Genomic DNA, 25,371 nt, shown 5'->3' on the forward strand with positions numbered 1-25,371 from the left:
CTCGATAGCGGCAGGGTTTTTTTGCGTTGCCGCCCCTTCACCAATAGCACAGCTTGTCGAGAAGGTTAAGCCTTGCCCGCTTTTTGTGACAGGTTGTTTATCTGCGGCACGCAGGAAAGCGAAAACGCGCGGAATGGTGCTCAACAAGCGCCGTCTTAAAAGCGGACCAGGGCGCGCGCTGATTATCGAGCGATAACCAACGCTGGCGATAGGTGTGCATGGCGTTAGGAGGCGTAACCGGAACGCTGTCGAATAAAGCGTTGACCGCGGTCAGCCAGCGCCTGGCGCTGTGGCGTGTTGCAGCGATGTAGCCCATATCCCAGGCCGGCAGGCAGCGCGTTGGCGTTGTGGTGTTCAGCGTTGCGGTTGCTTCACGTAGCCGCTGGGTGGCAAGCATCAGCGTGCGCAGTGTCTGTGCGGTTAACGGGCGTTTGCGCAGTATTTTGAGCTGATGTTCAAGCGTGCCTGAATCCTGCTCCCAACTGCGGCTGAACTGATGACGCACCATCCGCTGTAAATAGTTGACGGCCCCTAGCGCCGGGCGGATATCCACGCGGGTAAAGTCGACCGGATGGCTCGCCCGGGCAAAGCTTTTTTCCCATTCACTGGAATCAAACAGCGCATTCCAGCTGGCGTAGGGCAGCTGCTGCGTTTTGGTGAGCGTCAGCCGGTGCAGGCGCTGGCGGTCAACGGTTGCCAGCCCGTCGGGCACTGGCGTATTCCAGCAGCCGCTCAGGCGTTGCCATAGCGCACGTTGGTAAAGCCATTGCTGACTGGGCGGGGCGACGCGCCCAAGCTGATTGTTGTGCGCCGCGACGAGGGCCGTAATCCGGCATTCGCGCAGCGCGTAGATGCCGATGAGCCCTTCGCGAACTTCGGGAAGGTCAAACAGGCGCGCACGGCGTTCGGGAAAGGCGCCGATATTGTCGGGAGCGCGGCGTGGTATGGCATCAAGCGCCAGAGCGCTTTCGAGCGTGCGGTGATAATCCTGCCAGTAGCGTTCGGCGTCGGAATCGCCGCAGCCTGACAGCAGCAAGCCGCCCGTCAGGCAGGCGGTGAACGCGAGTATTTTCCGGCCGGAGCGCCAAGTGCTGCTCATGTTGCAGCGGCAGCCTGCCGCTGTGTTAGCGCGCTAATGTGGCGCAGTCGCCATGCCAGCAACGCAGCGGCGGTGCTTAGCCCCGCAACCAGGCCCAGCCAGTAGCCGTGTACGCCAAGCGGGCCGGTCAGCGAGCCGACGCCGCGGGTGCCCAGCCAGTGCCCGCCGCCAAGCCCTACGCACCAGTAGGACAGCACGGTAATCAGCATCACGATGCGGGTGTCCTTGTACCCGCGCAACGCGCCGGCGATATTGGCCTGAAGCGCGTCGGACACCTGATAAAAGACCGCAAGAGCGATCAGCGAAGCGGCCAGACGTTGCACCTCCGGGTTGCTGGTATACAGTGAAATGACCCATTCGCCGGTGACCCACAGGAGCGTGCTGTTGATGGCGGCGATCACCAGGCTGATCGCGATGCCGTTCCACGCCACAAGCCGCGCCCTATCGGGGCGTGCCTGCCCCAGGGTATTACCCACGCGCACCGTCAGCGCCATGCTGAGCGATAGGGGTAGCATGAATAGAATGCCGGTATAGCTGAACGCGACCTGATGCGCGGCCACGGTGATTTCGCCAAGGCTGGCGATAAACAGGGCAATGAGCGTAAACAGCGTCACCTCGACAAAGATGGCGATACCGATCGGCAAACCAACAACCGTCAGCTCCCGCAGGCCGCTCCACTCTGGCCAGGTAATCCGCTGCCACAGGTTAACTTGCCCATAGGTGCGGCCACGCCGGGTATACAGCGCCATCGACAGGGCCATGGTCCACATCGAAAGCGCCGTGGCAATGCCACAGCCAAAGGCGCCAAGCGCGGGCAGGTTCTGTAGAAAGCCGGGAATCCAGGTGCCAAACAAATCGACCAGGCCGTCGCCGCCATAAATCAGCAGGTAATTGCTGGGAATATTCACGCCCAGCCCGATAAGGCTGATCCACAGCGCCGGGCGCGTATGATTCATGCCGTCGGAAAACGCCCGCAGCGCTTGAAACAACGCCACGCCCGGCATGCCAAAGGCCAAGGCGGCAAGGTAGGCGGACGACGCCAGCGCGACGTCCGGCGGGACGCTCATCAGCTCGAACACCGGCATCACCGCAAACCACAGCAGGCCGGCGGAGATAACGCCCAGCAGCAACGCCACCCACAGCGCCTGATGCACCGCCGGGCGAATCTCGTCGTGGCGCTGGCCACCCAGCAGCTGTGCGACGATCGGGGTGACGCCCATCAGCGTGCCGGTCATGAACAGCATCAGCGGCATCCACAGGCTGGAGCCGACCGAGACGGCGGCCAGCGCGGTAGCGCTTTGGCGGCCGGTCATCATCACGTCCACCACGCTCATGCCGGCCTGAGCGACCTGGGCGCCGCAAATGGGTAGGGCCAGGCGCATCAGCAGGCGGGTTTCGGGCCAATGCAGCGTTTTCAGCCGGTGAGTGATGCGACTCAAAGCGGCCTCCTGTATATCATGGGGACGATAGAAAAAGCGTGCCGTAAAAGCAGGCGCCACGGCACGCCATATTAGCAGTATGATGCGCGCCGAGCGTCGTTTGTCGGCGCCGCTTAGCGCGGCCGGCCATCAGCGTTATACTCATGGCATTACCGTTAAAGGAGTTGACGTGGAGTCAGCAGCAAAGGTAGCGCATGAGTCGCGCTTTACACTCGGGGATATTATCGCGTTGTTCGACGGCGTGTTTGATCGCGCGTACAACACCCGCCTGATTCGCGGCGGCGATGAGCCGCTGTACAGGCCGGCGGACGACGATACATCGTATCATCAGGTGATTTTTGCCCGCGGTTTTTACGCCAGCGCGCTGCATGAAATCAGCCACTGGTGTATTGCCGGCGACGCTCGCCGGCAGCATGAAGACTACGGCTACTGGTATCTGCCCGACGGGCGCAACGCCGAGCAGCAGCGCGCGTTTGAACAGGCTGAAATCGCACCGCAGGCGCTTGAATCCCTGTTTACCGCAGCCTGTAGGCGTGAGTTTAACGTCAGCGTGGATAATTTGGGTGGCGATGCCGAGGTTGATCGGTACGCCTTTGCCGAGACAGTGCGTATGCGGGCCGAACGCTACGTACAAGAGGGGCTTCCGCTACGTGCTGCGGCGTTTCGCAACGCGCTGTATCGCTATTACCAGACCCCGGCAACGCTTGAGCAGGCCTGCACTGCCGGGCGCGAGGTGTTGGCAGGCTAAGCCGACTGAATGCGCTGATGAACGTTCAGCATGACCTCGACTTCATGCTCGGGGCGCATGGGTTCAAGCCCTAATTCGCTGAACATTTCGCTGCGACTGAGCTGCCATTCGCTGGGGCTCAAGTGGTCGTAGAGCACCTCGGCCGGCGCCAGCTCGACGAACGGGTCGAGCCCATAGGTGTCAAAGAGGCGCGTCAAGGCGCGTTCATCTTCGCCGCTGTCGTTGGTGTAGAGCGTCGCGCTGAAGTGGTCGTTCTCCAGCTCGCGGATAACGTCGAGCGGGCTGACGCCGAGGCTTTCAAGTTCCTCGATGCTGTATTCGCCCATGACGTTGGATTCGTCGTTGATCCAGCTATCATCGGGTTGGATCAGGGTGTGCTTGATGCTTCCGTCGGGGCGGGACCAGGCAATGGCCAGCGGCAGGCCCTCGTCGTCGCCGGTTTCAATTGCGATAAATCCCGGAATGTCACTCATGGATGTCTCCAGTAGCCTGCTGGCGGGTTGTTACGGCCGGCAAGCGGAAAAAATCAACGGCGGTCTGAGTGGTAGCAGCGGCCAGTTCGGCATCGCTGATGCCGCGCCAGTGGGCAATCTCACGCACAATCCACGGCAGCAGCGCCGGCTCATGGCGCCGCCCCTTGAGCTTGGCCGGCAGGTTGCGCGGGAGCAAATAGGGGCAATCGGTTTCCACCATCAGCCGGTTCAACGGAATGTCGCTGACCAGCGGGCGCAAGTGGTGGCCACGACGTTCGTCGCACAGCCAGCCGGTCAGGCCGATGTGCAGGTCCAGGTCGAGATAGCCGTAAAGCGTGTCTTTATCGGCCGTAAAACAGTGCACAACGGCCTGACTGATATCGTCGCGCCAACTCTTGAGTATATCGCGCATGCGTGGGCCAGCGTCACGTTCGTGCAGAAAAAGCGGCAGGCCGCTTTGTGCGGCAAGCGCTAGCTGTGCTTCAAAGGCGTGCTCTTGTTCGGCGGGAGTGGAGAAATTGCGATTAAAATCCAGCCCGCACTCGCCCACGGCCACCACCTTGGGGTGGTCGTAAAGCGCGGCCATTTGCCGGGCAAGCGTCGGGTTCCAGCCGCTGGCATCGTGGGGATGCACGCCGGCAGTGGCATAAAGCCCCGGGTGGCGCTCGGCTAGCGCAGCCGCCTGTTCGGCGTGGGCCAGATCCGTGCCGGTCAGAATAAGCGTGGTGACGTTCGCGGCGCGTGCGCGCTCAAGCACCGTATCCAGATCGCGGTGAAAGCTTTGGTGGGTCAGGTTGGCACCAATATCCACCAGCGGCGACGGCGCACGAAACGTAAGCGCATCGGGTAACGCGTCATCAAAAGGGGCGTTTGCCACACAAGGCTCCTGTGCAAGCATGAGTGAGAAAAATAGAGCGGTAAAAATGAATATTACAAACGCATGGTAATAACCATGCCGTGCGAGAAGCCGCGTAGTGTAACCCCTGACATCCGCCTCGGCGAGTGGCACCACCTGAGTGGCCGCATGGGTTACACTACGCGCCCCGCATTGGAGGAGGAAATCGCGTGACCTTGTTACGACTTGAACAGCTACAGCTGGCTTACGGCACCCATGTCCTGTTGGATAACGCCGATCTGACGATAGAAAAAGGCGAGCGGTTGGCGCTGGTCGGGCGTAACGGCACGGGAAAGTCGACGCTTTTAAAGCTGGTCGACGGCGAGATTCAGCCTGACGACGGCCTTATCTGGCGTGCGCCGGGGCTGAAAATTGGCGTGCTGGCTCAGGAGCTTCCGGAATCGTCGGGCATGACGATTTTTGACATGGTGGCCCAAGGCTTGCCGGAAGCCGGCGAGCTATTGTCGGAATATCATCACCTGATTACTGACGCCGACCCCGACATGGATCGCATGGCCACGCTGCAAACGCGGATCGAGGCGATTGACGGCTGGTTATTTCACCAGCGTATCGACATCATACTCACGCGTCTGGGCCTGCCGCCCGATGCCGAGATGAACGCGTTGTCCGGCGGCTGGCGTCGGCGCGTGGCGCTGGCGCGCGCGTTGGTCGCCGAGCCCGATTTGCTGCTGCTTGACGAGCCCACCAACCACCTGGATCTGGATACCATCGCCTGGCTCGAAGAGCAGTTGCTGGCCTTTCGCGGCGCGGTGCTGCTGATCACGCACGACCGGGCGTTTTTATCCAAGCTTGCCACCCATGTGCTGGAGCTTGATCGCGGCAAGCTGGGACGCTATCCCGGCAGCTATGCCGTTTATCAGGAGCGCAAGCAGCACGAGCTGGAAGTGGAAGCGCGAGAAAACGCCGAGTTTGATAAAAAGCTGGCCCAGGAAGAAGCCTGGATACGCCAGGGGGTCAAGGCGCGCCGCACCCGCAACGAAGGCCGGGTACGCGCGCTTGAGCAGATGCGCGCCGATCGCGGGCAGCGTCGTGAACGCCAGGGCACGGCCAATCTGAACGTGGATCGCGGCGAGCGCACGGGCAAGCGAGTCGTTGAGCTCAAGCACCTGACCCATCGCTTTGGTGATGAAGCGATCATTGATGACTTCAACATTGAAATACAGCGTGGCGATCGCATCGGCTTTTTGGGACGTAACGGCGCGGGCAAAACCACGCTGCTGAAAATCTTGCTGGGCGAACTTGAGCCCACCGAGGGCAGCGTCAAATTGGGCACCAACCTCAACGTGGCCTATTTTGACCAGCTGCGCGCCGGCCTGGAGCTTGAAAAAACCGTTTACGACAACGTAGCGCAGGGCAGTGACCACGTTTCTGTGGGGGGCAAAGACCGCCATGTGATGAGCTACTTGCAAGACTTTCTGTTTACCCCGGAGCGGGTGCGTCAGCCGGTGAGGGCGCTGTCGGGCGGTGAATCCAATCGTCTGCTGCTGGCCAAGCTGTTTACCCAGCCCGCCAACGTGCTGGTGCTGGATGAGCCGACCAACGACCTGGACATGGAAACGCTGGAGCTTTTGGAAGAGCTGCTGCTGGATTTCGACGGCACGCTGCTGCTGGTATCTCACGACCGGACGTTCATGGATAACGTGGTGACCAGTGTACTGGCGTTTGAAGGCGAAGGGCAGGTACGCGAGTACGTGGGCGGCTATACCGACTGGGTGCGTCAGGGTGGCACGCTGCCGCCGGCACCCTGGGAAGGCGCGGCCCGCCAACAGACCGAGCCCACCCGGGAAGCCGCGCCCACCCCGGCGGAAGCACCCGCTGCTCCGGTGAAAAAAAGCGTCAAGCTTTCCTACAAGCTGCAGCGCGAACTGAATAGCCTGCCGGCAGATATTGAGCGGCTGGAGCAACAGGTAGAAACGCTTGAAGCAACGACCGGCGATCCGGCGTTTTACCAGCAGCCGGCCGACACGGTAACGGCCAGGCTAAAAGAGCTGGACGACGCGCAGCAGGCTCTTGAAGCCGTCATGGAGCGCTGGATGGAACTGGAAGCGATGACGGAAGGGCAATAGCGTTGGGAAGAATGGCGCCGTTGGCTATCATGCCGGCCGGTGATTGTTACCGTTAAGATAAAAAAGGCGCCTCAAGGGCGCCTTGTGACACGGGGCGTGCCGCGCTATTCGTCGCTTTCTTTACCTACGCGAACGGCGAGTACGTCGCACTGCGCACCGTGGAGGACGCCGGTGGAGGTGGAGCCCAGCAGCAGGGCAAAGCCGTGACGGCCGTGGGAACCCACCACGATTAAATCCACGCCGTTATCGGCAGAAAAGCGGTGGATTTCCGTATCCGGCATGCCTACCACTACGTGCTGGTTGTCCTCGACCACATGCGGCGCTGCAATTTCGCCCAGGCGTTTTTTCGCATGATCATCCAGCTGGTCCTGAATGCTGGTCAAATCCATGGGGATATCGCCGCCGTAGGCGAAACCCAGCGGCTCCAGGGTATGCATGATCGAAATCTTGGCATGGTCATTACGTTCGGCAATGGCCATGGCGCGTTCGAGCACCTTGTGCGAGTCCTTGGTCAAATCAACCGCCACCAGAATATGGTGATAGCTCATGTTATCCCTCCGCCGTGGTGAAATAGTGATGCGTAAAAGGCAGCTTACCTGTCTTTACTTTAGGCTGAGTCGCGCGGTTTAACAACGGCTTGCGCTCGGATTTTACGCCTTGAACGCCGGAATCCGTACGTAACAACGCAGAGGCGAGAGCATGGAATGGTTAATTATCGGGTTTATCGTGATGATGGTGATATCACCGGTCATGTGGCTCAAACCCAGCCCGCGCCAGCACCGGCATACGCAGCTGCGCGCGATGGCACGCGACAACGGCGTTGAAGTGGCAAGGCAGGATGCGCCGCTGCATCTGGTCAGGGGGAAAATGCCCGCCTACCGGCTGCGCTACCCCGGCGAGCATCCGGGGCCTGATTTTGTGCTGGTGCGCGACGCCGTCGCCAGCGCTGCGCTGGCCCGCTATGTCGACGGCTGGCGCTTTCGTATTGCACCGTTGCGCCCGCTGCCGGAGACGGCACAGGCAAGGCTGAAGGCACTGATGGCGCTGTTGCCCGATGACGTATTGATGGTGCAGTCAAGCGAAGTAGCGCTCACGCTGTGGTGGTGGGAGTCGGGCACCGCCGAAAGCTTTGCGCCCTGCGTTGACGCGGCCGCGGTGCTTCGCGATAGCCTGGGCGGCTATGCCGATCGCCCCGGCGTCAGGCCGTTGGCCGTACCGAGCGTGGCTCCTGAAATTCGTTAGTCGCACGTATCCGCGGTCTGATCGCGCTCCTGTAGCGTCAGGCCGTTGTCTTCGATAATAGCTAGCCAGCGATCCAGCTGTTCGATATCGTCTTCGCTTAAACCGGCGAGCATTTCCTGGCGGGCGTCATCAGCGACGCGGCCGATTTTTTCCAGTAGCGGCATGGCCTCGGCGGTCAGATACAGACGCTTGGTACGCCGGTCGCTTTCGCAGGCGCGGCGTTCAATCAGGCCCTGATCCTCCAGCTGGCCAAGCGTACGCACCAGCGACGGCGCCTCGACGCCGATGGCGCGAGCCAGATCACACTGTGGCTGACCGTCGCCCATGCGCCAGAGATGATACAGCGTGACCCAGCGCGTCTGGGTCAGCCCCAGAGGCGCCAGACGCCGGTCCAGAATGGAGCGCCAGAGATGGGGAAGACGGGCAATGCGAAAACCAAGTGACGTAGCCATGGGTGACAAACTACCTGCAGAGAAACGATCGTGAGAATTGTCATCGTGAGGCGGGTGGAATGCAAGGTAAAGCTCAGCCTGACCCCTAAACCTACGGTGCGCTTTTGCCTTGCCCGGGAATAAACCCGCGCAAGTGTAACCGGCTGATGCCGGTCGGACGAATATGGCTATCCGCCTGAGTGGCGCGCGCAGGCTCATCATCGACGTGAAAGCGCAGCAACCCGAGCCGCTGGCCGCCTTCGGTCATGATATCTACCCGCCAGTCGCCACGCGGATCATCGGGAAAGTTCGTCTTGTGGCTCCAGGCGCGGTACCCCTGTTCGCGCCCGCCAGCGATATCCAGCGCAATGCTGTCAAGGCGCTCGCCATTCTGATGCCAGACGTGGGTGATGGTTTCGCTCAGGCCGCGTGGCGCACGAATGGCGGTGTACACGTAAAGCCCCTGGGCCTGCAGGGCGTCGGGGGTCAGGGCGATGCTCCCCTGGGGCGTTCGCCGTTGAATATCCAACGCCGGTGACAGGGCGCTGCCGGTCATCCACAGACTTACCGGCGGCACCCAGATGCGTCCCATGAACCCGCCCAGCGTAAGCAGCAGGGCAATGGCAAAAAAGGCCAGCCAGCGCCCCGGAGAGCGCCGTTTCAGCAGGTGAAGAAAGCTGGGAATAGCCGCCAGGAGCGTCGCCCCAAGCGCCAACAGCAGGCTTTCATCGGTGGTCAGGTGGAGCATGATGGGCAGCGTAACCAGCACCACGAGAAACACGCAGTGGGCGTGAAAAATAAAATACAGGCTGCGAAAACGTCCGGCGATGCCGTAATACAGCGGGTCGGCAATCGACAGCACTGCCATGCCCATGACCAGCAGGGCATACATGCTCTGCCCGCTATTCCAGACGGTGGTGGCGAGCACAAACGGCAGCGTGAAAAACAACGTTTCCTGGTGGATCATCTGGGCGATGAAGGTGCTGATGCCACGGGGCAACGTGGGGTAGCCGCGGCGCGCAAGCCAACTGCCAATCAGACTTTCCGAGAGCAAGAGCAACCAGGCGAACATAAGGCCCAGCGCCAGTGCTGCCCCCAGCCACTGCTGGCGATCCACCAGAAAAAAACTGCCGAGCCCGGCGCCAAACGCGATGGGTGGCCACAGCCAGCTCCAGGGTTTCAGGCGGGCCACGAGCGATTCGGCGAAGGTTTGCAGTCTGGCGATACGTTGCGGCGTAAGAATAGCGTGCATGATCGGGCTGCCCGGCGATGGCAAAAAAAGCATACTATTCATAACCGACCACAAATAACAGACGCGTTCTATCTATAGATGGTCGGCACAGAGGCCATTTCGCGGTTAGCCTAAGGTCGAGGCTTGACGTCACTTGGCATCTCACCCAAGCTTACCCGATCAAACGATCGTATGAATATGACTTTGTGGAGCAGCGCGGATGATCTATCAAGGTAATGCCATTACGGTGGCGCGCGGCGATGGCGACATCGCAACCCTCACTTTTGATGCGCAGGGCGAGTCCGTCAATACGCTTTCAAGCAAGACGGTGGCCGAGCTGGGCGAGGCGGTGGCCGCGCTGCAAGCCGAAAGCGGCCTGCAGGGGCTGATTCTCGCCAGCGGCAAAGAGGCCTTTATTGTCGGGGCGGATATCACCGAGTTTCACGGCCTCTTTGATAAAGGCGAAGACTACCTGGTCGAGATGAACCTCAAGGTTCACGACATTTTCAACGCGATCGAAGACTTGCCGTTTCCCACGGTCGCGGCCATTAACGGGCTGGCGCTGGGCGGCGGCTGTGAAGTTCTGTTGACTGCTGACTTTCGCGTGATGGCCGATAGCGCCAAAATCGGCCTGCCCGAAACCCAGCTGGGTATTGTCCCCGGCTGGGGCGGCTGCGTGCGCCTGCCGCGCCTGATCGGTGCCGATAACGCCATTGAGTGGATTGCCGGCGGCACGCAAAACCGCGCTGATGTCGCACTGAAAATGGGCGCGGTTGACGCCGTAGTGTCCAATGAAGAGCTGCTGGCCGCGGCGCGCACGCTGCTGGACCGCGCCAACGCCGGTGATCTCGATATAGCCCCGCGTCGCGCCGAGAAAAAAGGCCCGCTCAAGCTCAACGCCATCGAGCAGATGATGGCGTTTGAAACCGCCAAGGGCTTTGTCGCCGGCAAGGCCGGACCGAACTACCCGGCGCCGGTCGAGGCGATTCGCGTTATCCAGAAAGGCGCCGGTGAAGAGCGCGCCCGCGCCCAGCGCATCGAAGCGCAGAGCTTTGCCAAGCTGGCGCTCAGCGACGTGGCCTTTAACCTGATTGGTCTGTTCATGAACGACCAGGTGGTGAAGAAAAAGGCCGCTAGCTACGCCAAGCAGGCGGACAATGTTGAGCAAACGGCGGTGCTGGGCGCCGGTATCATGGGTGGCGGTATCGCCTATCAGAGTGCCTCCAAGGGCACGCCGATTATCATGAAGGACATTCAGGGCGACGCCATCGAGCTTGGCCTGAAAGAAGCGCGCAAGCTGTTTGCTAAGCAAATCGAACGCAAAAAGCTGACGGTTGAGCAGATGGCGGAAAAGCTCAGCAATATCCGCCCGACGCTGTCCTACGGCGACTTCGGCAACGTCGATCTGGTCGTCGAAGCCGTGGTGGAAAACCCCAAGGTGAAAGGCGCTGTGCTTGCCGAAGTGGAAGAGCAGGTGGGCGAAAGCACCATTTTAACCTCCAACACCTCGACCATTTCGATCAGCCGTCTGGCGCAGAACCTCAAGCGTCCGGAAAACTTCTGCGGCATGCACTTTTTCAACCCCGTGCACCGTATGCCGTTGGTGGAAGTCATCCGCGGTGAAAAAACCTCCGACGCCGCCGTGGCCGCCACCGTCGCTTATGCCCGCGCCATGGGCAAAACGCCGATTGTGGTCAACGACTGCCCCGGTTTTCTGGTCAACCGCGTGCTGTTCCCGTATTTCGGCGGCTTCAGTTTCCTCGTGGAACAAGGCGCCGACTTCCAGCGCGTCGACAAGGTGATGGAAAAATTCGGCTGGCCGATGGGGCCGGCGTACCTGCTCGACGTTGTCGGCATGGACACCGCCGTGCACGCCAACGAGGTGATGGCCGAAGGCTTCCCCGAGCGTATGGCGCGGGATAGCAAAACCGCCATTCAGGTCATGTTTGACGACGACCGTCTCGGGCAGAAAAACGCCAAGGGTTTTTACGCCTACGAGGAAGACAAGAAAGGCAAGCCGAAAAAGGTCAGCGACGAGACGGTCTATACGCTGCTGCAAGACGTAGTTGGCGAGAAGCAGGAGTTCTCCGACGACAACATCATCGCCCGCATGATGGTGCCGCTGTGCCTGGAAACCGTGCGCTGCCTGGAAGACGGCATCGTCGACTCGCCGGCAGAGGCCGACATGGCGCTGATTTACGGCATCGGCTTTCCGCCGTTCCGCGGCGGGGCGTTGCGCTACATCGACGCGCTGGGCGTGGCCGAGTTCGTCAAGCTGGCCGATACCCTGGCCGACGAGCTGGGGCCGCTTTACGCGCCGACCGAACAGCTGCGCCAAATGGCGCAAACCAACGCCCGCTTTTACGCCGCCGAGTAAGCCACCGCGCAAAGGAGAGAATGATGAGTTTGAATCCGAGAGACATCGTGGTGGTCGACGCCGTACGCACCCCCATGGCCAAGGCCAAAAACGGCGCGTTTCGTCACGTGCGTGCAGAAAACCTGTCAGCCGCTACCATGCAGGCGCTGTTTGATCGCAATCCCAACCTCAATCCGGCCGAAGTCGACGACGTGATCTGGGGCTGCGTTAACCAGACCCTCGAGCAGGCGATGAACATCGCCCGCAACGCGGCCATCATGACCGGGATTCCGCGCAGCGTGCCGGCACAAACGGTCAACCGTCTGTGCGGCTCGTCGATGACCGCGCTGCACATCGCCAGCGCCAACATCAAGGCCGGCATGGGCGACTTTTACCTGATCGGCGGGGTCGAGCACATGGAGCACGTGCCCATGGCTCACGGCGTGGACGTTAACCCGGGCGCGAGCAAGTACGCCGCCAAAGCGGCGATGATGATGGGGCTGACCGCCGAGCTGCTGGGCAAGATGCACGGCATCTCGCGCGAAGATCAGGACAAGTTCGGCGTGCGCTCCCATCAGCGTGCGCAGGCGGCCATGGAGCAGGGGCTTTTCGATAACGAAATTATCGGCATTGAAGGCCACGACGCCGGCGGCGTTAAAGCCCTGATCAAAAACGACGAAGTGATCCGCGCCGGCGCCAACCTTGCCGACATGGCCAAGCTCAAGCCCGCGTTCGACCCGCGCAGCGGCACCGTGACGGCAGGTACCTCATCGGCGCTGTCGGTAGGGGCATCGGCCATGGCGGTGATGAGCTACGAGCGCGCCCAGGCGCTCGGGCTTGAGCCGATGGCCAAAGTGGTATCCACCGGTGTCGCCGGCTGCGATGCTTCCATTATGGGCTATGGCCCGGTGCCTGCGAGCCAGAAAGCGCTGAAAGCGGCGGGGCTGACTGCCAACGACATTCAAACCGTTGAGCTCAACGAAGCCTTTGCGGCCCAGGGGCTGCCGGTGTTGAAAGATCTGGGTTTCCTCGACGCGATGGACGACAAGGTCAACCTGAATGGCGGCGCGATTGCGCTGGGCCACCCGCTGGGCTGCTCCGGCGCGCGGATTGCCACCACGCTGTTGAACGTGATGCAAAACCGCGATACCACGTTTGGGCTTGCGACCATGTGTATCGGCATGGGGCAGGGCGTCGCCACGGTGTTCGAGCGGCTGAAGTAACGCTGCAACGCGTTAATCGCTAAAGTGGAAGTGTATAAGCCCCGCTGGCGCATCTTGCCGCCAGCGGGGCTTGTCGTTACGGTAAGGGTCACCGTCACCCGCGCTTTTGCCGGCGTTGGTGACACCACGCGACAGCAAGGAGATGGATATGGCATTTGCCCCGTCAGAGCTTAAGGTGACAAGCCCCGCGTTTGAGCATCACCGCACGATTCCTGAAAAGCACTCCGGCGAAGGTGACGACGTGTCGCCGGCGCTTGCCTGGGAGAATCCGCCGGAAGGCACCCAAGGCTTTGCCGTTATTTGCCACGATCCGGATGCGCCGCTGATCCAGCACGGTACTTACGGTTTTGTGCACTGGTCGCTTTACAACCTGTCGGCCGACACGCTGGCGCTTGAAGAAAACACGGCAGTGGGTACTTCAGGGAAAAATGATGGCGGCGATATAGGCTACAAAGGCCCCCTGCCGCCGGAAGGCCATGGCAAACACCATTATTATTTCTGGGTGCTGGCGCTCGACTGCCACACCTCATTGCCCAGCGGGTTGACGCTTGTCGAATTGCTGAAAGAAGTGGAGCCGCACCTGCTGGGGATGAGCCGCTTGATTGGCACCTACCAACGCGCTTAGATATCGCCTGAAACGTGTCTGTGTTCGTCCAGGCAGCGCATCACGTCAAACCCGCCCGCACATCGTGCTGGCGGGTTTTTTTATGGCGGCAGCCGGAGGGGGATGACGCATAAAATAGAAACGATTGTCGTTTGCGTTGATAAATGCGTCGAACATGCCGCCAAGTCAGCATGACGGCAGCGTATTTTGTGCCAAGGCTTTACAACCCGGTCATACAGGACTAAAATGGTCTCCAATTAGATGTCAGCGGTGGCAACGCCATCGCTGGCGCACGGGGAGACACTATGCTCAAGCTTTCGCGGTTGACCGACTACGCCGCCGTGGTCATGGCACAGATTGCTCGCCATCCGGATACGCCGCATGCGGCCGCTGAGCTGGCCGAGGTGGTCAAACTGCCCACGCCGACGGTGAAGAAAACGCTCAAGATGCTGGTGCGTGCCGGGCTGTTGACTTCGCTACGCGGCGCCCAGGGCGGCTACCAGCTGGCGCGTCCGGCATCCAGAATCACCGCCGCCGAGATTATCTCGGCGATTGAAGGCCCCGTGGCGATGACGGAGTGCAGCCAGGCGGAAGGTGATTGCGAGCTGGTAGATACCTGCGGCGTTGCCGACAACTGGCAGCGGGTGTCGCTGGCCATACGCACGCTGCTGGAAGGCGTTACGCTAGCGCACCTGGCCGATACCGCACCGCTGAAAATGCCGGTACGCCTACCTATTCAAAGTATCAGTTTATCGGCGGCCACGGCTTAAGCCGCCTTCATTTATGTTATAGGCGAGCAGGCCTCGCCACCCAACTGCCCGGAGGGTATGACCAATGGCAACTGAAGAAATGGAACAGTTGGTGCGTCGCGAGTACAAGGACGGTTTTGTTACCGATATTGAAAGTGACACGCTTCCACCGGGATTGGATGAGAATACCATCGCCTTTATTTCCCAGAAAAAAGGCGAGCCCGAGTGGATGCTGGAATGGCGTCTTGATGCGTACCGCCAGTGGCTGACAATGAAGACGCCGTCCTGGGCGCACCTTGATTACCCGCCAATCGACTATCAGAGCATTTCTTACTTCAGCGCACCCAAGCGCCCCGAAGACCGCCCCCAGAGCCTGGACGAAGTCGACCCCAAACTGCTGGAAACCTATGAAAAACTGGGTATTCCCCTGCACGAGCGCGCCGCCCTTGCCGGCGTTGCCGTGGACGCGGTGTTCGACTCAGAGTCGGTGATCACCACGTTCAAGGAAGAGCTGGGCGAAGCCGGGGTGATTTTTTGCTCCATTTCCGAGGCCATCCAAAAGTACCCCGAGCTGATCAAACAGTATCTGGGCACGGTGGTGCCCAAAAACGATAACTACTTTGCCACGCTTAACTCGGCGGTGTTTACCGACGGCTCTTTCGTATTTGTGCCCAAGGGCGTGAAGTGCCCCATGGAGCTTTCCACCTATTTCCGTATCAACGCGGAAAACACCGGGCAGTTCGAGCGCACGCTGATCATCTGCGAAAGCGGTGCCGAAGTGTCGTACCTGGAAGGCTGCACCGCGCCCATGCGCGATGAAAACCAGCTTCACGCGGCAGTGGTCGAGCTGGTGGCGCTGGACGACGCCTACATCAAGTATTCCACCGTACAGAACTGGTACCCGGGCGACGAAAACGGCGTTGGCGGCATTTACAACTTTGTCACCAAGCGCGGCGACTGCCGCGGCGAGCGTTCGCGCATCAGCTGGACTCAGGTCGAGACCGGCTCGGCGATTACCTGGAAATATCCGTCGTGCATGCTGCGCGGGAAAGACAGCATCGGCGAGTTTTACTCCGTCGCGGTCACCGGCGGCCGCCAGCAGGCCGACACCGGCACCAAGATGGTACACATCGGCGAAGGCACCCGCTCCTACATCGTGGCGAAGGGGATTTCCGCCGGCCGCAGCGATCAGTCCTACCGTGGCCTGGTCAAGATCGGTCCGCGGGCCAAGGGCGCGCGTAACTTTACCCAGTGTGATTCGCTGCTGATTGGCGATACCTGCGGCGCGCATACGTTCCCGTATCAGGAAATCACCAACAGCACGGCCACCGTCGAGCACGAGGCCACGACCTCGAAAATCGGCGAAGACCAGCTGTTTTACTGCCAGAGCCGGGGTATCTCCGAAGAAGACGCCGTCAGCATGATCGTCAACGGCTTCTGTAAGGACGTTTTCCAGGAGCTGCCGATGGAGTTCGCCGTCGAGGCCGAAGCATTGCTTAACGTCACGCTGGAAGGCGCGGTCGGCTAACCGGCTACGCATTGAAAACGCTTTACGTCATCGTATTGGAATAAGGGTATCAACATGCTTGAAGTTAACGATCTGCACGTTTCGGTTGAAGGCAACGAAATTCTCAAAGGGCTGACGCTGACCATCAACGCCGGCGAAGTCCACGCCATCATGGGTCCCAACGGCGCGGGTAAGTCCACGCTTTCCGCCGTTATTGCGGGTAAAGATGGTTATGAAGTCACCCAGGGCACGATCCTTTACGACGGCCGCGACGTGCTCGAAATGGAAATCGAAGAGCGCGCCCGCGCCGGTCTGCTGCTGGGCTTTCAATACCCGGTAGAGATTCCCGGGGTCAAGAATATCTATCTGCTCAAGGCGGCGCTGAACGCCCAGCGCACCGCGCGTGGCGAAGGCGAAATTCCCGCGCCCGAATTCATGAAGCTGATCAAGGAAAAGATCGCCTACATGAAGATGGATGCGAGTTTTCTGCAGCGTGCAGTGAACGAAGGCTTCTCCGGCGGCGAAAAAAAGCGTAACGAAATTCTGCAGATGCTGGTGCTTCAGCCGCGGTTGGCAATGCTTGACGAGATCGACTCGGGTCTGGATATCGACGCCATGCGCGTCGTCGCCGACGGCGTCAACAGCTTGCGCAATGAAGAGCGCGCGATTCTGCTGGTGACCCACTACCAGCGCCTGCTGGACTATGTGGTGCCCGACTTCGTGCACGTGCTGGTGGATGGCCGCATCGTCAAAAGCGGTAATGCCGAGCTTGCCCGCGAACTTGAGGCAAACGGCTATGAAGGTATCGAGGAGTCAGCGGCATGAGCGAGACGTTAACTTTTCTGGACACGCTGAAAGCGCGCGACAGCCAGCGCGAGCCGGAGCCCACCTGGATTGCCGCCCGCCGTCAGGCCGGGGCCGCGCGCTTCGAGGCGATGGGTTTTCCCACTCGTCGCGATGAAGAGTGGAAATACACCAACGTGCGCGATATTGCCCGGGGCAACTTTGCGCTGGCCGCCGGCAGTGATTTTTCACCGGCCAGTGCAGCCGCGCTCACGCTGCCGCTCGAGGCCTATCGCCTGACGTTCGTTGACGGCGTGTATGCACCGGCGCTTTCCGACGTGCAAGATCTGCCTCAGGGCGTGCAGGTGCTGCCGCTGTCTCAGGCACTGGAAGACAACCACGAAGCCGTGGGCGGCCCGCTGGGCCGGCTGACTGGCGTGGAGTTTTCGGCCTTTTCCGCGCTCAACACGGCCTTTATGGAAGAGGGCGCGGTGATTCGCCTGAGCGCCGGTTGCGCACTGGAAAAGCCCATCCTGCTGCAGTTTTTATCGCGCGACAACGATGCGCCGACCATGTGTCATCCGCGCGTACTGGTAGAAGCCGCAGGCCGCAGCGAAGCGACCATTATCGAGCACTACACCGGCGAGGCCAACGCGAAGAACTTCACCAACACGGTGGCTGAGCTGATGCTCGACCGCGGGGCGATTCTTACGCATTATAAGCTTCAGGAAGCGCCGCTGGGAGACTATCACGTAGCCAGCATTCACGTTGAGCAGGGCCGCGACAGCCGCTACGTGTCGCATAACCTGAACCTGGGCGGCGCGCTGGTGCGCAACGACCTGATCAGTGACCTTAACGGCAAGGGCGCCGAAGCTACCTTTAACGGGCTGTTTTTCGGCCAGGGTCGCCAGCACGTGGATAACCACACCAAGGTGAACCACAACGCGCCGCTGACGTTTTCCCGCGAGAACTATAAAGGTATTCTCGACGACCGTGCTCACGGCGTGTTCAACGGCCGGGTATACGTCAAGCGCGACAGCCAGCAGATCGAAGGCTTCCAGAGCAATCAGAACCTGCTGTTGTCCGATCGGGCACACATCGACACCAAGCCCGAGCTCGAGATCTACGCCGACGACGTCAAATGTTCCCACGGCACGACCACCGGCCAGCTCGATGAGGAAGCCATCTATGCGCTGCGCACCCGTGGGCTGGACGAGCAAAGCGCTCGTGGGCTGTTGACGCTGGCGTTCGCCGGCGAAGTGCTGGAGGCCGTGGCGCTGGACGTGATCGCCGAGCGCGTCGAGCTGGCCGTGGCCGGGAAACTGCCCGAGCGTTTCAATCTTGCCGGTCTTGTGGAAACGGCGGCGGCGCTGAACGAGTAACCAAGTGCGCCGCCGGCGCGCTATCCGAAGCCATGGATCGAACGTCATGGGCCGAACGTTATAAAGGAGTGTCGCATGTCCCACATCGCCGCCGAGCCGTTGTTAGCGGGCGCCGCATCGCAGGACGCTTCCCCGTTAGGCGAAGCACCGCTGGATGTTGCGCGGTTGCGCGAGGAGTTTCCCGTGCTGCAACGCAAGGTCCACGGCAAGGCGCTGGTGTATCTGGATAACGCGGCGACCAGCCAGACCCCGCAGCCGGTGATTGACGTGTTCAGCGACTACTACGGCCGCTATAACGCCAACATTCATCGTGGCCTGCATACGCTGGCCGACGAGGCGACCGCCGCGTTTGAAGGCACGCGAAAAACGGTGCGGGGCTTTTTGAACGCACCGGATGCGCGCCAGATTATTTTCACCCGTGGCACCACCGAAGCCATCAATCTGGTGGCCAACAGCTGGGGGCGCGCGAACCTTGCTCCCGGTGACGAAGTGCTGGTGTCGATGCTGGAGCACCATTCCAATATTGTCCCCTGGCAGCTGCTGGCCCGTGAAATTGGCTTTACCCTCAAGGTGGTTCCGGTGGATGCCGACGGCGCGTTGGATCAGGTGGCGTACCTTGAACTATTGAATGAGCGTACGCGGCTGGTAGCGGTTAACCACGTCTCCAACGCCTTTGGTACGGTGAATCCGGTCGCTGACATGGCCGTTGCGGCTCATCGGGCGGGCGCGCTGATTCTGGTGGATGGCGCTCAGGCCGTGCCGCACCAGGCGGTGGATGTTCAAGCCATTGATGCCGATTTCTATGCGTTTTCCGGTCATAAAGTCTACGGCCCCACGGGCGTCGGCGTGCTTTACGGCAAGCGCGAGCTGCTCGAGGCCATGCCGCCGTGGCAGGGTGGCGGTGAGATGATCCGGACCGTCTCGTTTGACGGCTCCACCTTTGCCGAGATTCCCCACAAGTTCGAGGCCGGCACGCCGGCGATTGCCGAAGTTATCGCGCTGGGACGCGCGCTTGAATGGGTGCAAAGCATCGGTCTTGGCGCCATTGGCCAGTGGGAGCAAGAGCTACTGCGTCAGGCGACCCGGGACATCAGCAAAATCGACGGGCTGCGTATTCTGGGCACGGCGCCGCATAAGGCCGGCGTGCTGTCGTTTGTGGTAGACGGCGCACATTCCCAGGATATCGGCCTGTTGATTGACCAGCTTGGCGTTGCCATCCGCACTGGCCACCACTGTGCCCAGCCGCTGCTTAACCATTTTGGCGTCGATGCTACCTGTCGGGCATCGTTTGCGGCGTATAATACCCGTGAAGAAGTGGACATCTTTATTGCCGCGCTCAACCGCGTGATTGGCATGCTACGTTAAGGAACGTTATGGATATCGAGCAGATCGCCGCGCTGGAAAAAGGCCAGATGCTACCGTTGCAGCGCGACGTGGACGGCATCGCGATCCCCTTTGGCAATACGGTGAACCTGAACGAGGACAGCGTGGTCAGCGTGATGCAGGCCAAAGGCAGTTCGGTCAGCGTCGGGTTTGAAGGGCGGTTATACCTGATTGAAGGCAGTAACCTCGACGCGCTGGGGCTGGAATCGTTGCCGCGCCCGACGCTGCCTGAAGATGCCGACGATGACGCCATCGAGCAGTTTGTCTGGGATCAGATGCGTACCTGCTTTGACCCCGAAATTCCGGTCAATATCGTTGATCTGGGCCTGGTGTACGGCTGTCGCATCGAGCACTTGATTACCGGCGAACGTATGGTCACTATTCGTATGACCCTCACCGCACCGGGGTGCGGCATGGGCGATGTGATTGCCGCCGATGCGCGCAACAAGATTCTCGGCGCAACGCAAATCCATAAGGTGCATACGGAAATCGTATTCAGCCCGCCGTGGAGTCGGGAAATGATGAGTGACGAGGCCAAGCTTGAACTGGGCATGTTTTAAAGATATCAGCTTTAAGGCTATCAGCGGATGATGCAGCGGCTGCTTGGCGGAATGAAGCAGCTATTAATGTTGCTGGGCGCCCTGTTGCTGCTGGCGGTACTGCTGTGGGTGGCCGGCAACCTCTGGGTGCTGTCTCACAGCGCGCCGTATATTCAGTCCAACGTGGCACACTGCCAGTCGCAGCGTATCGGCGTGGTGTTCGGCACGTCGAGCTGGACGCGTACCGGCGTGCGCAATCCGCACTTCAACGCACGGATGGATACTGCGGCACGGCTTATCCATAGCGGGCGGGTCAGGCATTTACTGCTTTCAGGGGATAACCGCACGCGGGCGTATAACGAGCCGCGCGCAATGTGGCACGATTTGAACAAGCGCGGCGTTGCACCTGAGCAGCTGACAATGGACTTTGCCGGTTTCAGCACCTTCGATACGCTGGCCCGCGCGCAGGATGTGTTTCAGGTCGATAAAGCGGTACTGATTACCCAGCGCTGGCATTTGCCGCGAGCCATTTACATTGCCCGTGCGCGGGGTATGGAGGTAACCGGCTGCGTGGCAAGTGCCGGTGCTGTGGCCGGAGAATGGCGGCTAAGGCTACGTGAAAGTCTCGCCCGGGTGGCGGCGCTGGGGGATCTGTATCTGTGGGGTCGCGAGCCGTATTTTCTCGGCCCGCCCGAACCCATTCTGATGCCCGATGAAGCGGTGAGGCCACCGCTCCTCGAGACCGTTGTCGAAGTCAGTGCTGACGACGAGTCACGTTAGCGCCGCGCCTTGCGCTTTTGCAGTCCGTAAAGCTCACGAATCAGCTGGCGGCAGCCTTTCATGCATTCTTCCACCACCGGCTCGATCGGATCCGGCAGCGGGTGGGTGAACAGCGTCGATAGCGCCTGCATCAGCACGCGCTCCTGCTCGAGTAGCTCGCTAATCAGCACCTGGCTGTCGTTGCCGACAAAGCTTTTCAGGCGGCTCCACAGCCACAGGAAATCATCACGCTCGACGTCGGCATCCCGGGGCAGCATTTTAAGGTGCTTGCGTGCCAGCCGCTGCAGCTTGTGCATTTGTTTAAGACGCTCTTCGTATAGCGGCTTCAGGCATTCGCGCAGCGAGGGTCGCAGGCGTTCGATATTATCCTGAAAATAGTCGATGCTGTCGGCCAGCGCTTCCAATACGCTGTCCATCGCCACTTGGCGATTATCGAGAAACATGAGCGTCTACCTCCTTCGGTGACGCAGATTGTGGCGGCGGTGGCACGGTTTTGCCACCCCTTGACCAATTATTTTTACTCGCCGCGCTAGCCCTTGGGTTTATGCGGTGTTTTGCGCTTTATTACGGCATTTTTTTCGATATGTTCAATGATCAGCCCGGCGATATCCTTGCCGGTAGCGCTCTCGATACCCCGCAGCCCGGGAGACGAGTTGACCTCCATGATGACCGGTCCGTGGTTGGCGCGTAAAAGGTCAACGCCGGCAACGCGAAGCCCCATCGCCTTGGCCGCTCGGATGGCCGTGGAGCGCTCTTCCGGCGTGATACGAATGACGCTGGCACTGCCCCCACGGTGAAGATTGGAGCGAAACTCGCCGTCGGCGGCCTGGCGTTTCATGCTCGCGACGACCTTGTCGCCAATGACGAAGCAGCGAATGTCGGCGCCTTTGGCTTCCTTGATGTACTCCTGCACCATGATGTTGGCTTTCATGCCCATGAATGCCTGAATCACCGACTCGGCAGCCTGATTGGTTTCCGCCAGCACCACGCCAATGCCCTGGGTACCTTCCAGCAACTTGATGACCAGCGGTGCGCCCTTGACCATGGTAATCAAATCAGGAATATCGTCGGGGGAGTGGGCAAAGCCGGTGATCGGTAGCCCCAGCCCCTTGCGCGACAAGAGCTGCAGCGAGCGCAGCTTGTCCCGGGAGCGGGAAATCGACACCGAGTCGTTGACCACATAGGTGCCCATCATTTCAAACTGGCGCAGTACCGCGCAGCCGTAGAACGTGACCGACGAGCCAATGCGTGGAATAACCGCGTCAAACGGCTCGATGTTGTGCCCTTTGTAGTGAATCGACGGATGGTGCGAGGCGATACTCATGTAACAACGCAAGGTATCGACCACCCGTGCGCTGTGGCCGCGGGCTTCGGCCGCTTCAACCAGGCGCCGGGTGGAGTACAGGTTACGGTTACGGGATAGCAGGGCAATGTGCATGCAGTGCTCCAGGCCGGTTAAGCGGGCGGTTGCGTCAATGGAGTGAGTCGCAATGGGCTACGGCTCACCGTGTAAAAAAGAGGCGCCGGGTGCCACCAGGAAGCGGCGCATGGCGCGACGTCCCAGCAGCATCGGATGACGCATGTCACGTCGGTCCGTCAACGTCAGCTCCACCGGGAAAGACAGCTCGCCCATGTTGAGCATAGTGCGAATCACGTGGCGATATTCGGCGTGCCCGTTTGAGCTGGTGATGCGACGACGATCGTGCAGCGGCTGGGTGATCCGGTGTGCCGGCGTGTCGGCTCCGCCACTGCGCGTGATAAAACGCACCCACGGCTGGCCGGACGGGTCGTCAAAGGTTTCAACCTCTTCGGCATGCAGCACCGAGGTGCGCGCGCCGGTGTCCGTCTTACAGCATAAGTGTAGATTCAGTTCAGGCAGCGTGACCATTTCACGACGGCCAATAACGGCCTTTGCCTGATAGGGGAGTTCTTTCACAGTGCTGTCTCCTTCACCATCATTTCCTTGTTCTGGCACGCCGGTGCTATGACGTTCCGGTCAGCCCAAGCAGCCGCGCGTGCAGGCGAGAGCCTTCGGGGGCATCGCGTAGCAGCGCGATGACGGGCAGCCGCAGACGCGGAATCAAGGCCAGGTCGCGCACCACGGTGCCAAAACCGGTGCGCGGGTCTTGTGCCAGGCGAGTTAAGAACAAGGGCAGGCGCTCGCCGTCTTCCAGCAGTGGCCAGCCGCGCCCGGCAATGGCGGCCAGTGTGTCCGGGCCGCAGGCGGCTTCATCGGCCAGCAGCGTGGCATACCAGATGCCTGCACGGGCGTCATCGCTGCTGCCCACAGCGCGTATGCAGGCACAAAATGTTTCCACGTCGCCATGGGTAGCGGCCGTCTCACCACGTTGGCAAAGTTCACCCACCAGCGCGGCGGCGAGCGGGCGATGCTCCAGGCAATGACACAGCGAGCGCAGCATCGGCGTTGGCAGTTTATGTAGCACCTTGGCCAGCCGTTGTTGCCCGGTCTCATCCATGCGAATGGCATAGTCGGCAATACCCTGCAGGCCCAGCGCTTCCCAATCGCTGTAACGGCCGTCGATAAACGCCTCCACCGCCGCCAGATACTGGCTGGGGGGCAGCTTGGCATCCCACGTTGCGCGCGCGTTCAGCGCGGCCTGAAACGTCATGTCGGGCGTAAACGCCAGCGGGTTATCGTGCATTAAATGCTCGATGGCGCTGTCGCTGCCTTGGGTACCGGCAGTCTGGTTGGCGCTGTGGCCGAGGGTTTCCAGCAGCCGCTGCAAAAAGGCATCACGCTGGGCTGGCGATAGATAGCCCTGTTCGTCCAACGGCAGGCTCAAGAACCAGATGGCGGGCTCCGGCATATCGCCCAGGCGAAAGACCGCCGCCAGTCGCGCCTGACCTTGCCAGGGTTCTGGCCAGGGAGCGGTACCACTTTCAAAAGCGGCGAGCGTATCCCGCGTGCAGGGCGTAACGCGCCGGCCCATATGGTAAAGGGCGACGTCCGCACCGCTGCGGGTAAAAAAATCATCAAGAGTATGAATCGGCTGCATGGCATCCTTCCGCATTGCAAGCCTGCACTCTACCTTGCCGCTTGGTAGGTGTCAGCCGTCGTCACGGAAAAAATCCGGGCACAGGGCGGTTTTGGTCAAAAAATGAGCAATATTCTTACAAGCCCGTGACATCAGGCTTTGCGCGACCTTTCCAGAGTTTATCCACAGTCTCTTTCAGGTTTTCTGTGAACCGGTGAATAACGTATGGCACCGCCGGGCTGATTATCCACAAAGTGGCGAATTGATTCACAAGGCAGCGATCCATGGGTCGGATCTGTGCGATCCACCGCTGGTGCTTGGCAAGGTCACCCCCTCACTGGGATAATACGCGGCTTTAGCCATACGGTGCCCCATGACGATACATCAAGAGCTTGAACAAGCGCTGGAAGAGCTGGAAGCGACGCTTAAGGCAACCAGCCTGTGGCGCATTGAAACACCGCCGCCCGCGGCGTTTGAAAGCCGGCAACCGTTTTGCGTGGATACCATGTCGCTGCCGCAGTGGCTGCGCTTTGTGTTCGTAGCACGCCTTTATGCGCTGATTGAAGCTCGGGCGCCGCTGCCGGCGAAATGCGAAGTCGCGCCGGCCATTGCGGCCTACCTTCAGCAGCAGAGTGCCAAGGCAAGCGACCAGCTGTTGGTCGTACAGAGCGTTGAACGCATCGATGAGCTGATCACCCGGCATTAAAAAAGTGCTGCCCGCATGGCGAGCAGCGCCAAACGCTGAGGAGAATCGGTCAGTAGAAAAAGCGCAGAAACGCTTAGAAGCGATAGCTGATACCGGCCATGACGACTACCGGGTCGATTTCCACGGTGCCGGCGTTGGCACCGGCGACTTTGGTGTCGGTATCGATATCGATATACCAGGCAGCGGCGTTCATCGCCCAGTTATCGTCAATCAGCAGGTCAATGCCGATCTGGCCGGCCGCACCCCAGGAATCTTCCAGCTCAAGCGAGGCACCGGGCACATTGACCTCTTCGCCGGAAAAGTGCGTGTAGTTGATGCCCGCGCCGATGTAAGGCTGGACGCGTGCGGCGGTGCCGCCAAGCGGATAGTACTGAAGCGTCAGCGTGGGCGGCAGGTGTTTGGTTTTGCCAGTGACAGCGCCGTCAGCGATGCTGATGTCGTGCTCGAAGGGTAGGGCTGCGAGCAACTCCACGCCCATCTTGTCGTGGAAGCGATAGCCCACCGTAAAGGCAAAGCCGGACTCGTCGTCAACATCCACGCCAAGGCCGGTCATACCCAGCGTATTAATGTCGCCGTTATCACTTTTCGGCGCGACCTTGGCCACGCCAACGCGAGTATAAATATCGCCCGCACCGTAAGCGAAAGCCTGAGTGCTGGCGGTAACGCCGGCAGCGGCAACGCCGGCGGCAAGCAGAGCGGTCAGGGCAGTTTTGCGCAT

General features: G+C 60.5%; 26 protein-coding genes. 14 read left to right on the plus strand and 12 right to left on the minus strand.

All coding sequences use genetic code 11. The features are described 5' to 3' along the window. Positions 1-97 precede the first annotated feature (97 nt). Both B5495_RS14275 and B5495_RS14280 read right to left on the minus strand, forming a co-directional pair. On the minus strand, positions 98-1,099 hold the full coding sequence (locus B5495_RS14275; protein ID WP_079554771.1) for a DUF3080 family protein: 1,002 nt from the start codon (positions 1,097-1,099) through the stop codon (positions 98-100). Then, positions 1,096-2,481, minus strand: coding sequence for an MATE family efflux transporter (locus B5495_RS14280; RefSeq protein WP_079555123.1), 1,386 nt, complete (start codon positions 2,479-2,481; stop codon positions 1,096-1,098). Before B5495_RS14280 ends, B5495_RS14275 begins: the two co-directional genes overlap by 4 nt. A gap of 226 nt (positions 2,482-2,707) precedes the next feature. Here B5495_RS14280 and B5495_RS14285 point away from each other — a divergent pair, with 226 nt between their 5' ends. Continuing rightward, positions 2,708-3,286, plus strand: coding sequence for an elongation factor P hydroxylase (locus B5495_RS14285; RefSeq protein ID WP_231897201.1), 579 nt, complete (start codon positions 2,708-2,710; stop codon positions 3,284-3,286). Here the strand turns inward: B5495_RS14285 and B5495_RS14290 are convergent. Continuing rightward, positions 3,283-3,759, minus strand: a complete 477-nt coding sequence (locus B5495_RS14290; RefSeq protein WP_079554773.1) for a hypothetical protein — start codon at positions 3,757-3,759, stop codon at positions 3,283-3,285. The two genes, B5495_RS14285 and B5495_RS14290, sit on opposite strands and share 4 nt — an antisense overlap. Continuing rightward, positions 3,752-4,636: a TatD family hydrolase gene (locus B5495_RS14295; protein WP_079554775.1), complete on the minus strand. Its 885-nt coding sequence runs from the start codon at positions 4,634-4,636 to the stop codon at positions 3,752-3,754. Before B5495_RS14295 ends, B5495_RS14290 begins: the two co-directional genes overlap by 8 nt. Before the next feature lie 188 nt (positions 4,637-4,824). Between B5495_RS14295 and B5495_RS14300 the strand changes: the two genes are divergently transcribed. After that, on the plus strand, positions 4,825-6,741 hold the full coding sequence (locus tag B5495_RS14300; protein WP_079554777.1) for an ATP-binding cassette domain-containing protein: 1,917 nt from the start codon (positions 4,825-4,827) through the stop codon (positions 6,739-6,741). A gap of 104 nt (positions 6,742-6,845) precedes the next feature. Here the strand turns inward: B5495_RS14300 and B5495_RS14305 are convergent, their stop codons facing one another. Continuing rightward, a complete protein-coding gene (locus B5495_RS14305) occupies positions 6,846-7,289 on the minus strand; it encodes a universal stress protein (RefSeq protein ID WP_079554779.1) in 444 nt (147 codons plus the stop codon). Positions 7,290-7,440: 151 nt separating this feature from the next. On the opposite strand from B5495_RS14305, the gene B5495_RS14310 reads away from it, so the two are divergent. Next, positions 7,441-7,983, plus strand: coding sequence for a preprotein translocase subunit YajC (locus B5495_RS14310; protein ID WP_079554781.1), 543 nt, complete (start codon positions 7,441-7,443; stop codon positions 7,981-7,983). Here the strand turns inward: B5495_RS14310 and slyA are convergent. Beyond that, the gene (slyA, locus tag B5495_RS14315) at positions 7,980-8,435 is read right to left on the minus strand and encodes a transcriptional regulator SlyA (protein ID WP_079554783.1); all 456 of its coding nucleotides are present in this window, start codon (positions 8,433-8,435) and stop codon (positions 7,980-7,982) included. The two genes, B5495_RS14310 and slyA, sit on opposite strands and share 4 nt — an antisense overlap. 91 nt (positions 8,436-8,526) lie before the next feature. After that, a complete protein-coding gene (locus B5495_RS14320) occupies positions 8,527-9,666 on the minus strand; it encodes a DUF5924 family protein (RefSeq protein ID WP_079555127.1) in 1,140 nt (379 codons plus the stop codon). Between the two features lie 199 nt (positions 9,667-9,865). Here B5495_RS14320 and fadB point away from each other — a divergent pair, with 199 nt between their 5' ends. The 10 genes from fadB (at position 9,866) to B5495_RS14370 (ending at position 20,951) form a co-directional block, all read left to right on the plus strand. Next, complete coding sequence (gene fadB, locus B5495_RS14325; protein WP_079554785.1) at positions 9,866-12,022, plus strand: fatty acid oxidation complex subunit alpha FadB; 2,157 nt, start codon at positions 9,866-9,868, stop codon at positions 12,020-12,022. A 23-nt stretch (positions 12,023-12,045) separates the two neighbouring features. Then, positions 12,046-13,224 carry an acetyl-CoA C-acyltransferase FadA gene (gene fadA / locus B5495_RS14330; RefSeq protein WP_079554787.1) on the plus strand — a complete coding sequence of 393 codons (1,179 nt, stop codon included), beginning with the start codon at positions 12,046-12,048 and terminating at the stop codon, positions 13,222-13,224. Between the two features lie 148 nt (positions 13,225-13,372). Next, on the plus strand, positions 13,373-13,849 hold the full coding sequence (locus B5495_RS14335; protein WP_079554789.1) for a YbhB/YbcL family Raf kinase inhibitor-like protein: 477 nt from the start codon (positions 13,373-13,375) through the stop codon (positions 13,847-13,849). Positions 13,850-14,133: 284 nt separating this feature from the next. Beyond that, entirely contained in the window at positions 14,134-14,598 is a 465-nt protein-coding gene (locus B5495_RS14340; protein ID WP_079554791.1) for an SUF system Fe-S cluster assembly regulator, read from the plus strand. 64 nt (positions 14,599-14,662) lie between these two features. Beyond that, positions 14,663-16,105 carry a Fe-S cluster assembly protein SufB gene (sufB, locus tag B5495_RS14345; RefSeq protein ID WP_079554793.1) on the plus strand — a complete coding sequence of 481 codons (1,443 nt, stop codon included), beginning with the start codon at positions 14,663-14,665 and terminating at the stop codon, positions 16,103-16,105. 54 nt (positions 16,106-16,159) lie between these two features. Next, positions 16,160-16,909, plus strand: a complete 750-nt coding sequence (gene sufC, locus B5495_RS14350; RefSeq protein ID WP_079554795.1) for a Fe-S cluster assembly ATPase SufC — start codon at positions 16,160-16,162, stop codon at positions 16,907-16,909. Beyond that, positions 16,906-18,249, plus strand: a complete 1,344-nt coding sequence (gene sufD / locus B5495_RS14355; RefSeq protein WP_079554797.1) for a Fe-S cluster assembly protein SufD — start codon at positions 16,906-16,908, stop codon at positions 18,247-18,249. Before sufC ends, sufD begins: the two co-directional genes overlap by 4 nt. Before the next feature lie 75 nt (positions 18,250-18,324). Further along, entirely contained in the window at positions 18,325-19,614 is a 1,290-nt protein-coding gene (locus tag B5495_RS14360) for a cysteine desulfurase (RefSeq protein ID WP_079554799.1), read from the plus strand. A gap of 8 nt (positions 19,615-19,622) precedes the next feature. Next, a complete protein-coding gene (sufT, locus tag B5495_RS14365) occupies positions 19,623-20,192 on the plus strand; it encodes a putative Fe-S cluster assembly protein SufT (RefSeq protein ID WP_079554801.1) in 570 nt (189 codons plus the stop codon). 27 nt (positions 20,193-20,219) lie between these two features. Then, positions 20,220-20,951 carry a SanA/YdcF family protein gene (locus B5495_RS14370; protein ID WP_079554803.1) on the plus strand — a complete coding sequence of 244 codons (732 nt, stop codon included), beginning with the start codon at positions 20,220-20,222 and terminating at the stop codon, positions 20,949-20,951. Here the strand turns inward: B5495_RS14370 and B5495_RS14375 are convergent. From B5495_RS14375 to B5495_RS14390, 4 genes are all read right to left on the minus strand, one after another. After that, entirely contained in the window at positions 20,948-21,394 is a 447-nt protein-coding gene (locus tag B5495_RS14375; protein ID WP_079554804.1) for a hypothetical protein, read from the minus strand. The two genes, B5495_RS14370 and B5495_RS14375, sit on opposite strands and share 4 nt — an antisense overlap. A gap of 86 nt (positions 21,395-21,480) precedes the next feature. Further along, positions 21,481-22,389, minus strand: coding sequence for a 30S ribosomal protein S6--L-glutamate ligase (rimK, locus tag B5495_RS14380; RefSeq protein WP_079554806.1), 909 nt, complete (start codon positions 22,387-22,389; stop codon positions 21,481-21,483). 57 nt (positions 22,390-22,446) lie between these two features. Continuing rightward, positions 22,447-22,887, minus strand: coding sequence for an ATP-dependent zinc protease family protein (locus tag B5495_RS14385; protein ID WP_079554808.1), 441 nt, complete (start codon positions 22,885-22,887; stop codon positions 22,447-22,449). Positions 22,888-22,933: 46 nt separating this feature from the next. Then, positions 22,934-23,968: a DUF3549 family protein gene (locus tag B5495_RS14390; RefSeq protein ID WP_079554810.1), complete on the minus strand. Its 1,035-nt coding sequence runs from the start codon at positions 23,966-23,968 to the stop codon at positions 22,934-22,936. 352 nt (positions 23,969-24,320) lie between these two features. Here B5495_RS14390 and B5495_RS14395 point away from each other — a divergent pair, with 352 nt between their 5' ends. Beyond that, positions 24,321-24,653 carry a YqcC family protein gene (locus B5495_RS14395; RefSeq protein WP_079550222.1) on the plus strand — a complete coding sequence of 111 codons (333 nt, stop codon included), beginning with the start codon at positions 24,321-24,323 and terminating at the stop codon, positions 24,651-24,653. Positions 24,654-24,726: 73 nt separating this feature from the next. Here B5495_RS14395 and B5495_RS14400 read toward each other — a convergent pair whose 3' ends face one another. Beyond that, on the minus strand, positions 24,727-25,371 hold the full coding sequence (locus B5495_RS14400; RefSeq protein ID WP_079554811.1) for an OmpW/AlkL family protein: 645 nt from the start codon (positions 25,369-25,371) through the stop codon (positions 24,727-24,729).

The sequence above is a fragment of the Vreelandella subglaciescola genome (assembly GCF_900142895.1).
Lineage (GTDB): Bacteria > Pseudomonadota > Gammaproteobacteria > Pseudomonadales > Halomonadaceae > Vreelandella > Vreelandella subglaciescola.

Bases quoted from the DNA above. Each gene is read 5' to 3' on its own strand.
- B5495_RS14275 (WP_079554771.1), bottom strand. From the start codon at position 1,099: ATGAGCAGCACTTGGCGCTCCGGCCGGAAAATACTCGCGTTCACCGCC.
- B5495_RS14280 (WP_079555123.1), bottom strand. From the start codon at position 2,481: ATGCGCCTGGCCCTACCCATTTGCGGCGCCCAGGTCGCTCAGGCCGGC.
- B5495_RS14290 (WP_079554773.1), bottom strand. From the start codon at position 3,759: ATGAGTGACATTCCGGGATTTATCGCAATTGAAACCGGCGACGACGAG.
- B5495_RS14305 (WP_079554779.1), bottom strand. From the start codon at position 7,289: ATGAGCTATCACCATATTCTGGTGGCGGTTGATTTGACCAAGGACTCG.
- B5495_RS14310 (WP_079554781.1), top strand. From the start codon at position 7,441: ATGGAATGGTTAATTATCGGGTTTATCGTGATGATGGTGATATCACCG.
- slyA (WP_079554783.1), bottom strand. From the start codon at position 8,435: ATGGCTACGTCACTTGGTTTTCGCATTGCCCGTCTTCCCCATCTCTGG.
- B5495_RS14320 (WP_079555127.1), bottom strand. From the start codon at position 9,666: ATGCACGCTATTCTTACGCCGCAACGTATCGCCAGACTGCAAACCTTC.
- fadB (WP_079554785.1), top strand. From the start codon at position 9,866: ATGATCTATCAAGGTAATGCCATTACGGTGGCGCGCGGCGATGGCGAC.
- fadA (WP_079554787.1), top strand. From the start codon at position 12,046: ATGAGTTTGAATCCGAGAGACATCGTGGTGGTCGACGCCGTACGCACC.
- B5495_RS14335 (WP_079554789.1), top strand. From the start codon at position 13,373: ATGGCATTTGCCCCGTCAGAGCTTAAGGTGACAAGCCCCGCGTTTGAG.
- B5495_RS14340 (WP_079554791.1), top strand. From the start codon at position 14,134: ATGCTCAAGCTTTCGCGGTTGACCGACTACGCCGCCGTGGTCATGGCA.
- sufB (WP_079554793.1), top strand. From the start codon at position 14,663: ATGGCAACTGAAGAAATGGAACAGTTGGTGCGTCGCGAGTACAAGGAC.
- sufC (WP_079554795.1), top strand. From the start codon at position 16,160: ATGCTTGAAGTTAACGATCTGCACGTTTCGGTTGAAGGCAACGAAATT.
- sufD (WP_079554797.1), top strand. From the start codon at position 16,906: ATGAGCGAGACGTTAACTTTTCTGGACACGCTGAAAGCGCGCGACAGC.
- B5495_RS14360 (WP_079554799.1), top strand. From the start codon at position 18,325: ATGTCCCACATCGCCGCCGAGCCGTTGTTAGCGGGCGCCGCATCGCAG.
- sufT (WP_079554801.1), top strand. From the start codon at position 19,623: ATGGATATCGAGCAGATCGCCGCGCTGGAAAAAGGCCAGATGCTACCG.
- B5495_RS14370 (WP_079554803.1), top strand. From the start codon at position 20,220: ATGATGCAGCGGCTGCTTGGCGGAATGAAGCAGCTATTAATGTTGCTG.
- B5495_RS14375 (WP_079554804.1), bottom strand. From the start codon at position 21,394: ATGTTTCTCGATAATCGCCAAGTGGCGATGGACAGCGTATTGGAAGCG.
- rimK (WP_079554806.1), bottom strand. From the start codon at position 22,389: ATGCACATTGCCCTGCTATCCCGTAACCGTAACCTGTACTCCACCCGG.
- B5495_RS14390 (WP_079554810.1), bottom strand. From the start codon at position 23,968: ATGCAGCCGATTCATACTCTTGATGATTTTTTTACCCGCAGCGGTGCG.
- B5495_RS14395 (WP_079550222.1), top strand. From the start codon at position 24,321: ATGACGATACATCAAGAGCTTGAACAAGCGCTGGAAGAGCTGGAAGCG.
- B5495_RS14400 (WP_079554811.1), bottom strand. From the start codon at position 25,371: ATGCGCAAAACTGCCCTGACCGCTCTGCTTGCCGCCGGCGTTGCCGCT.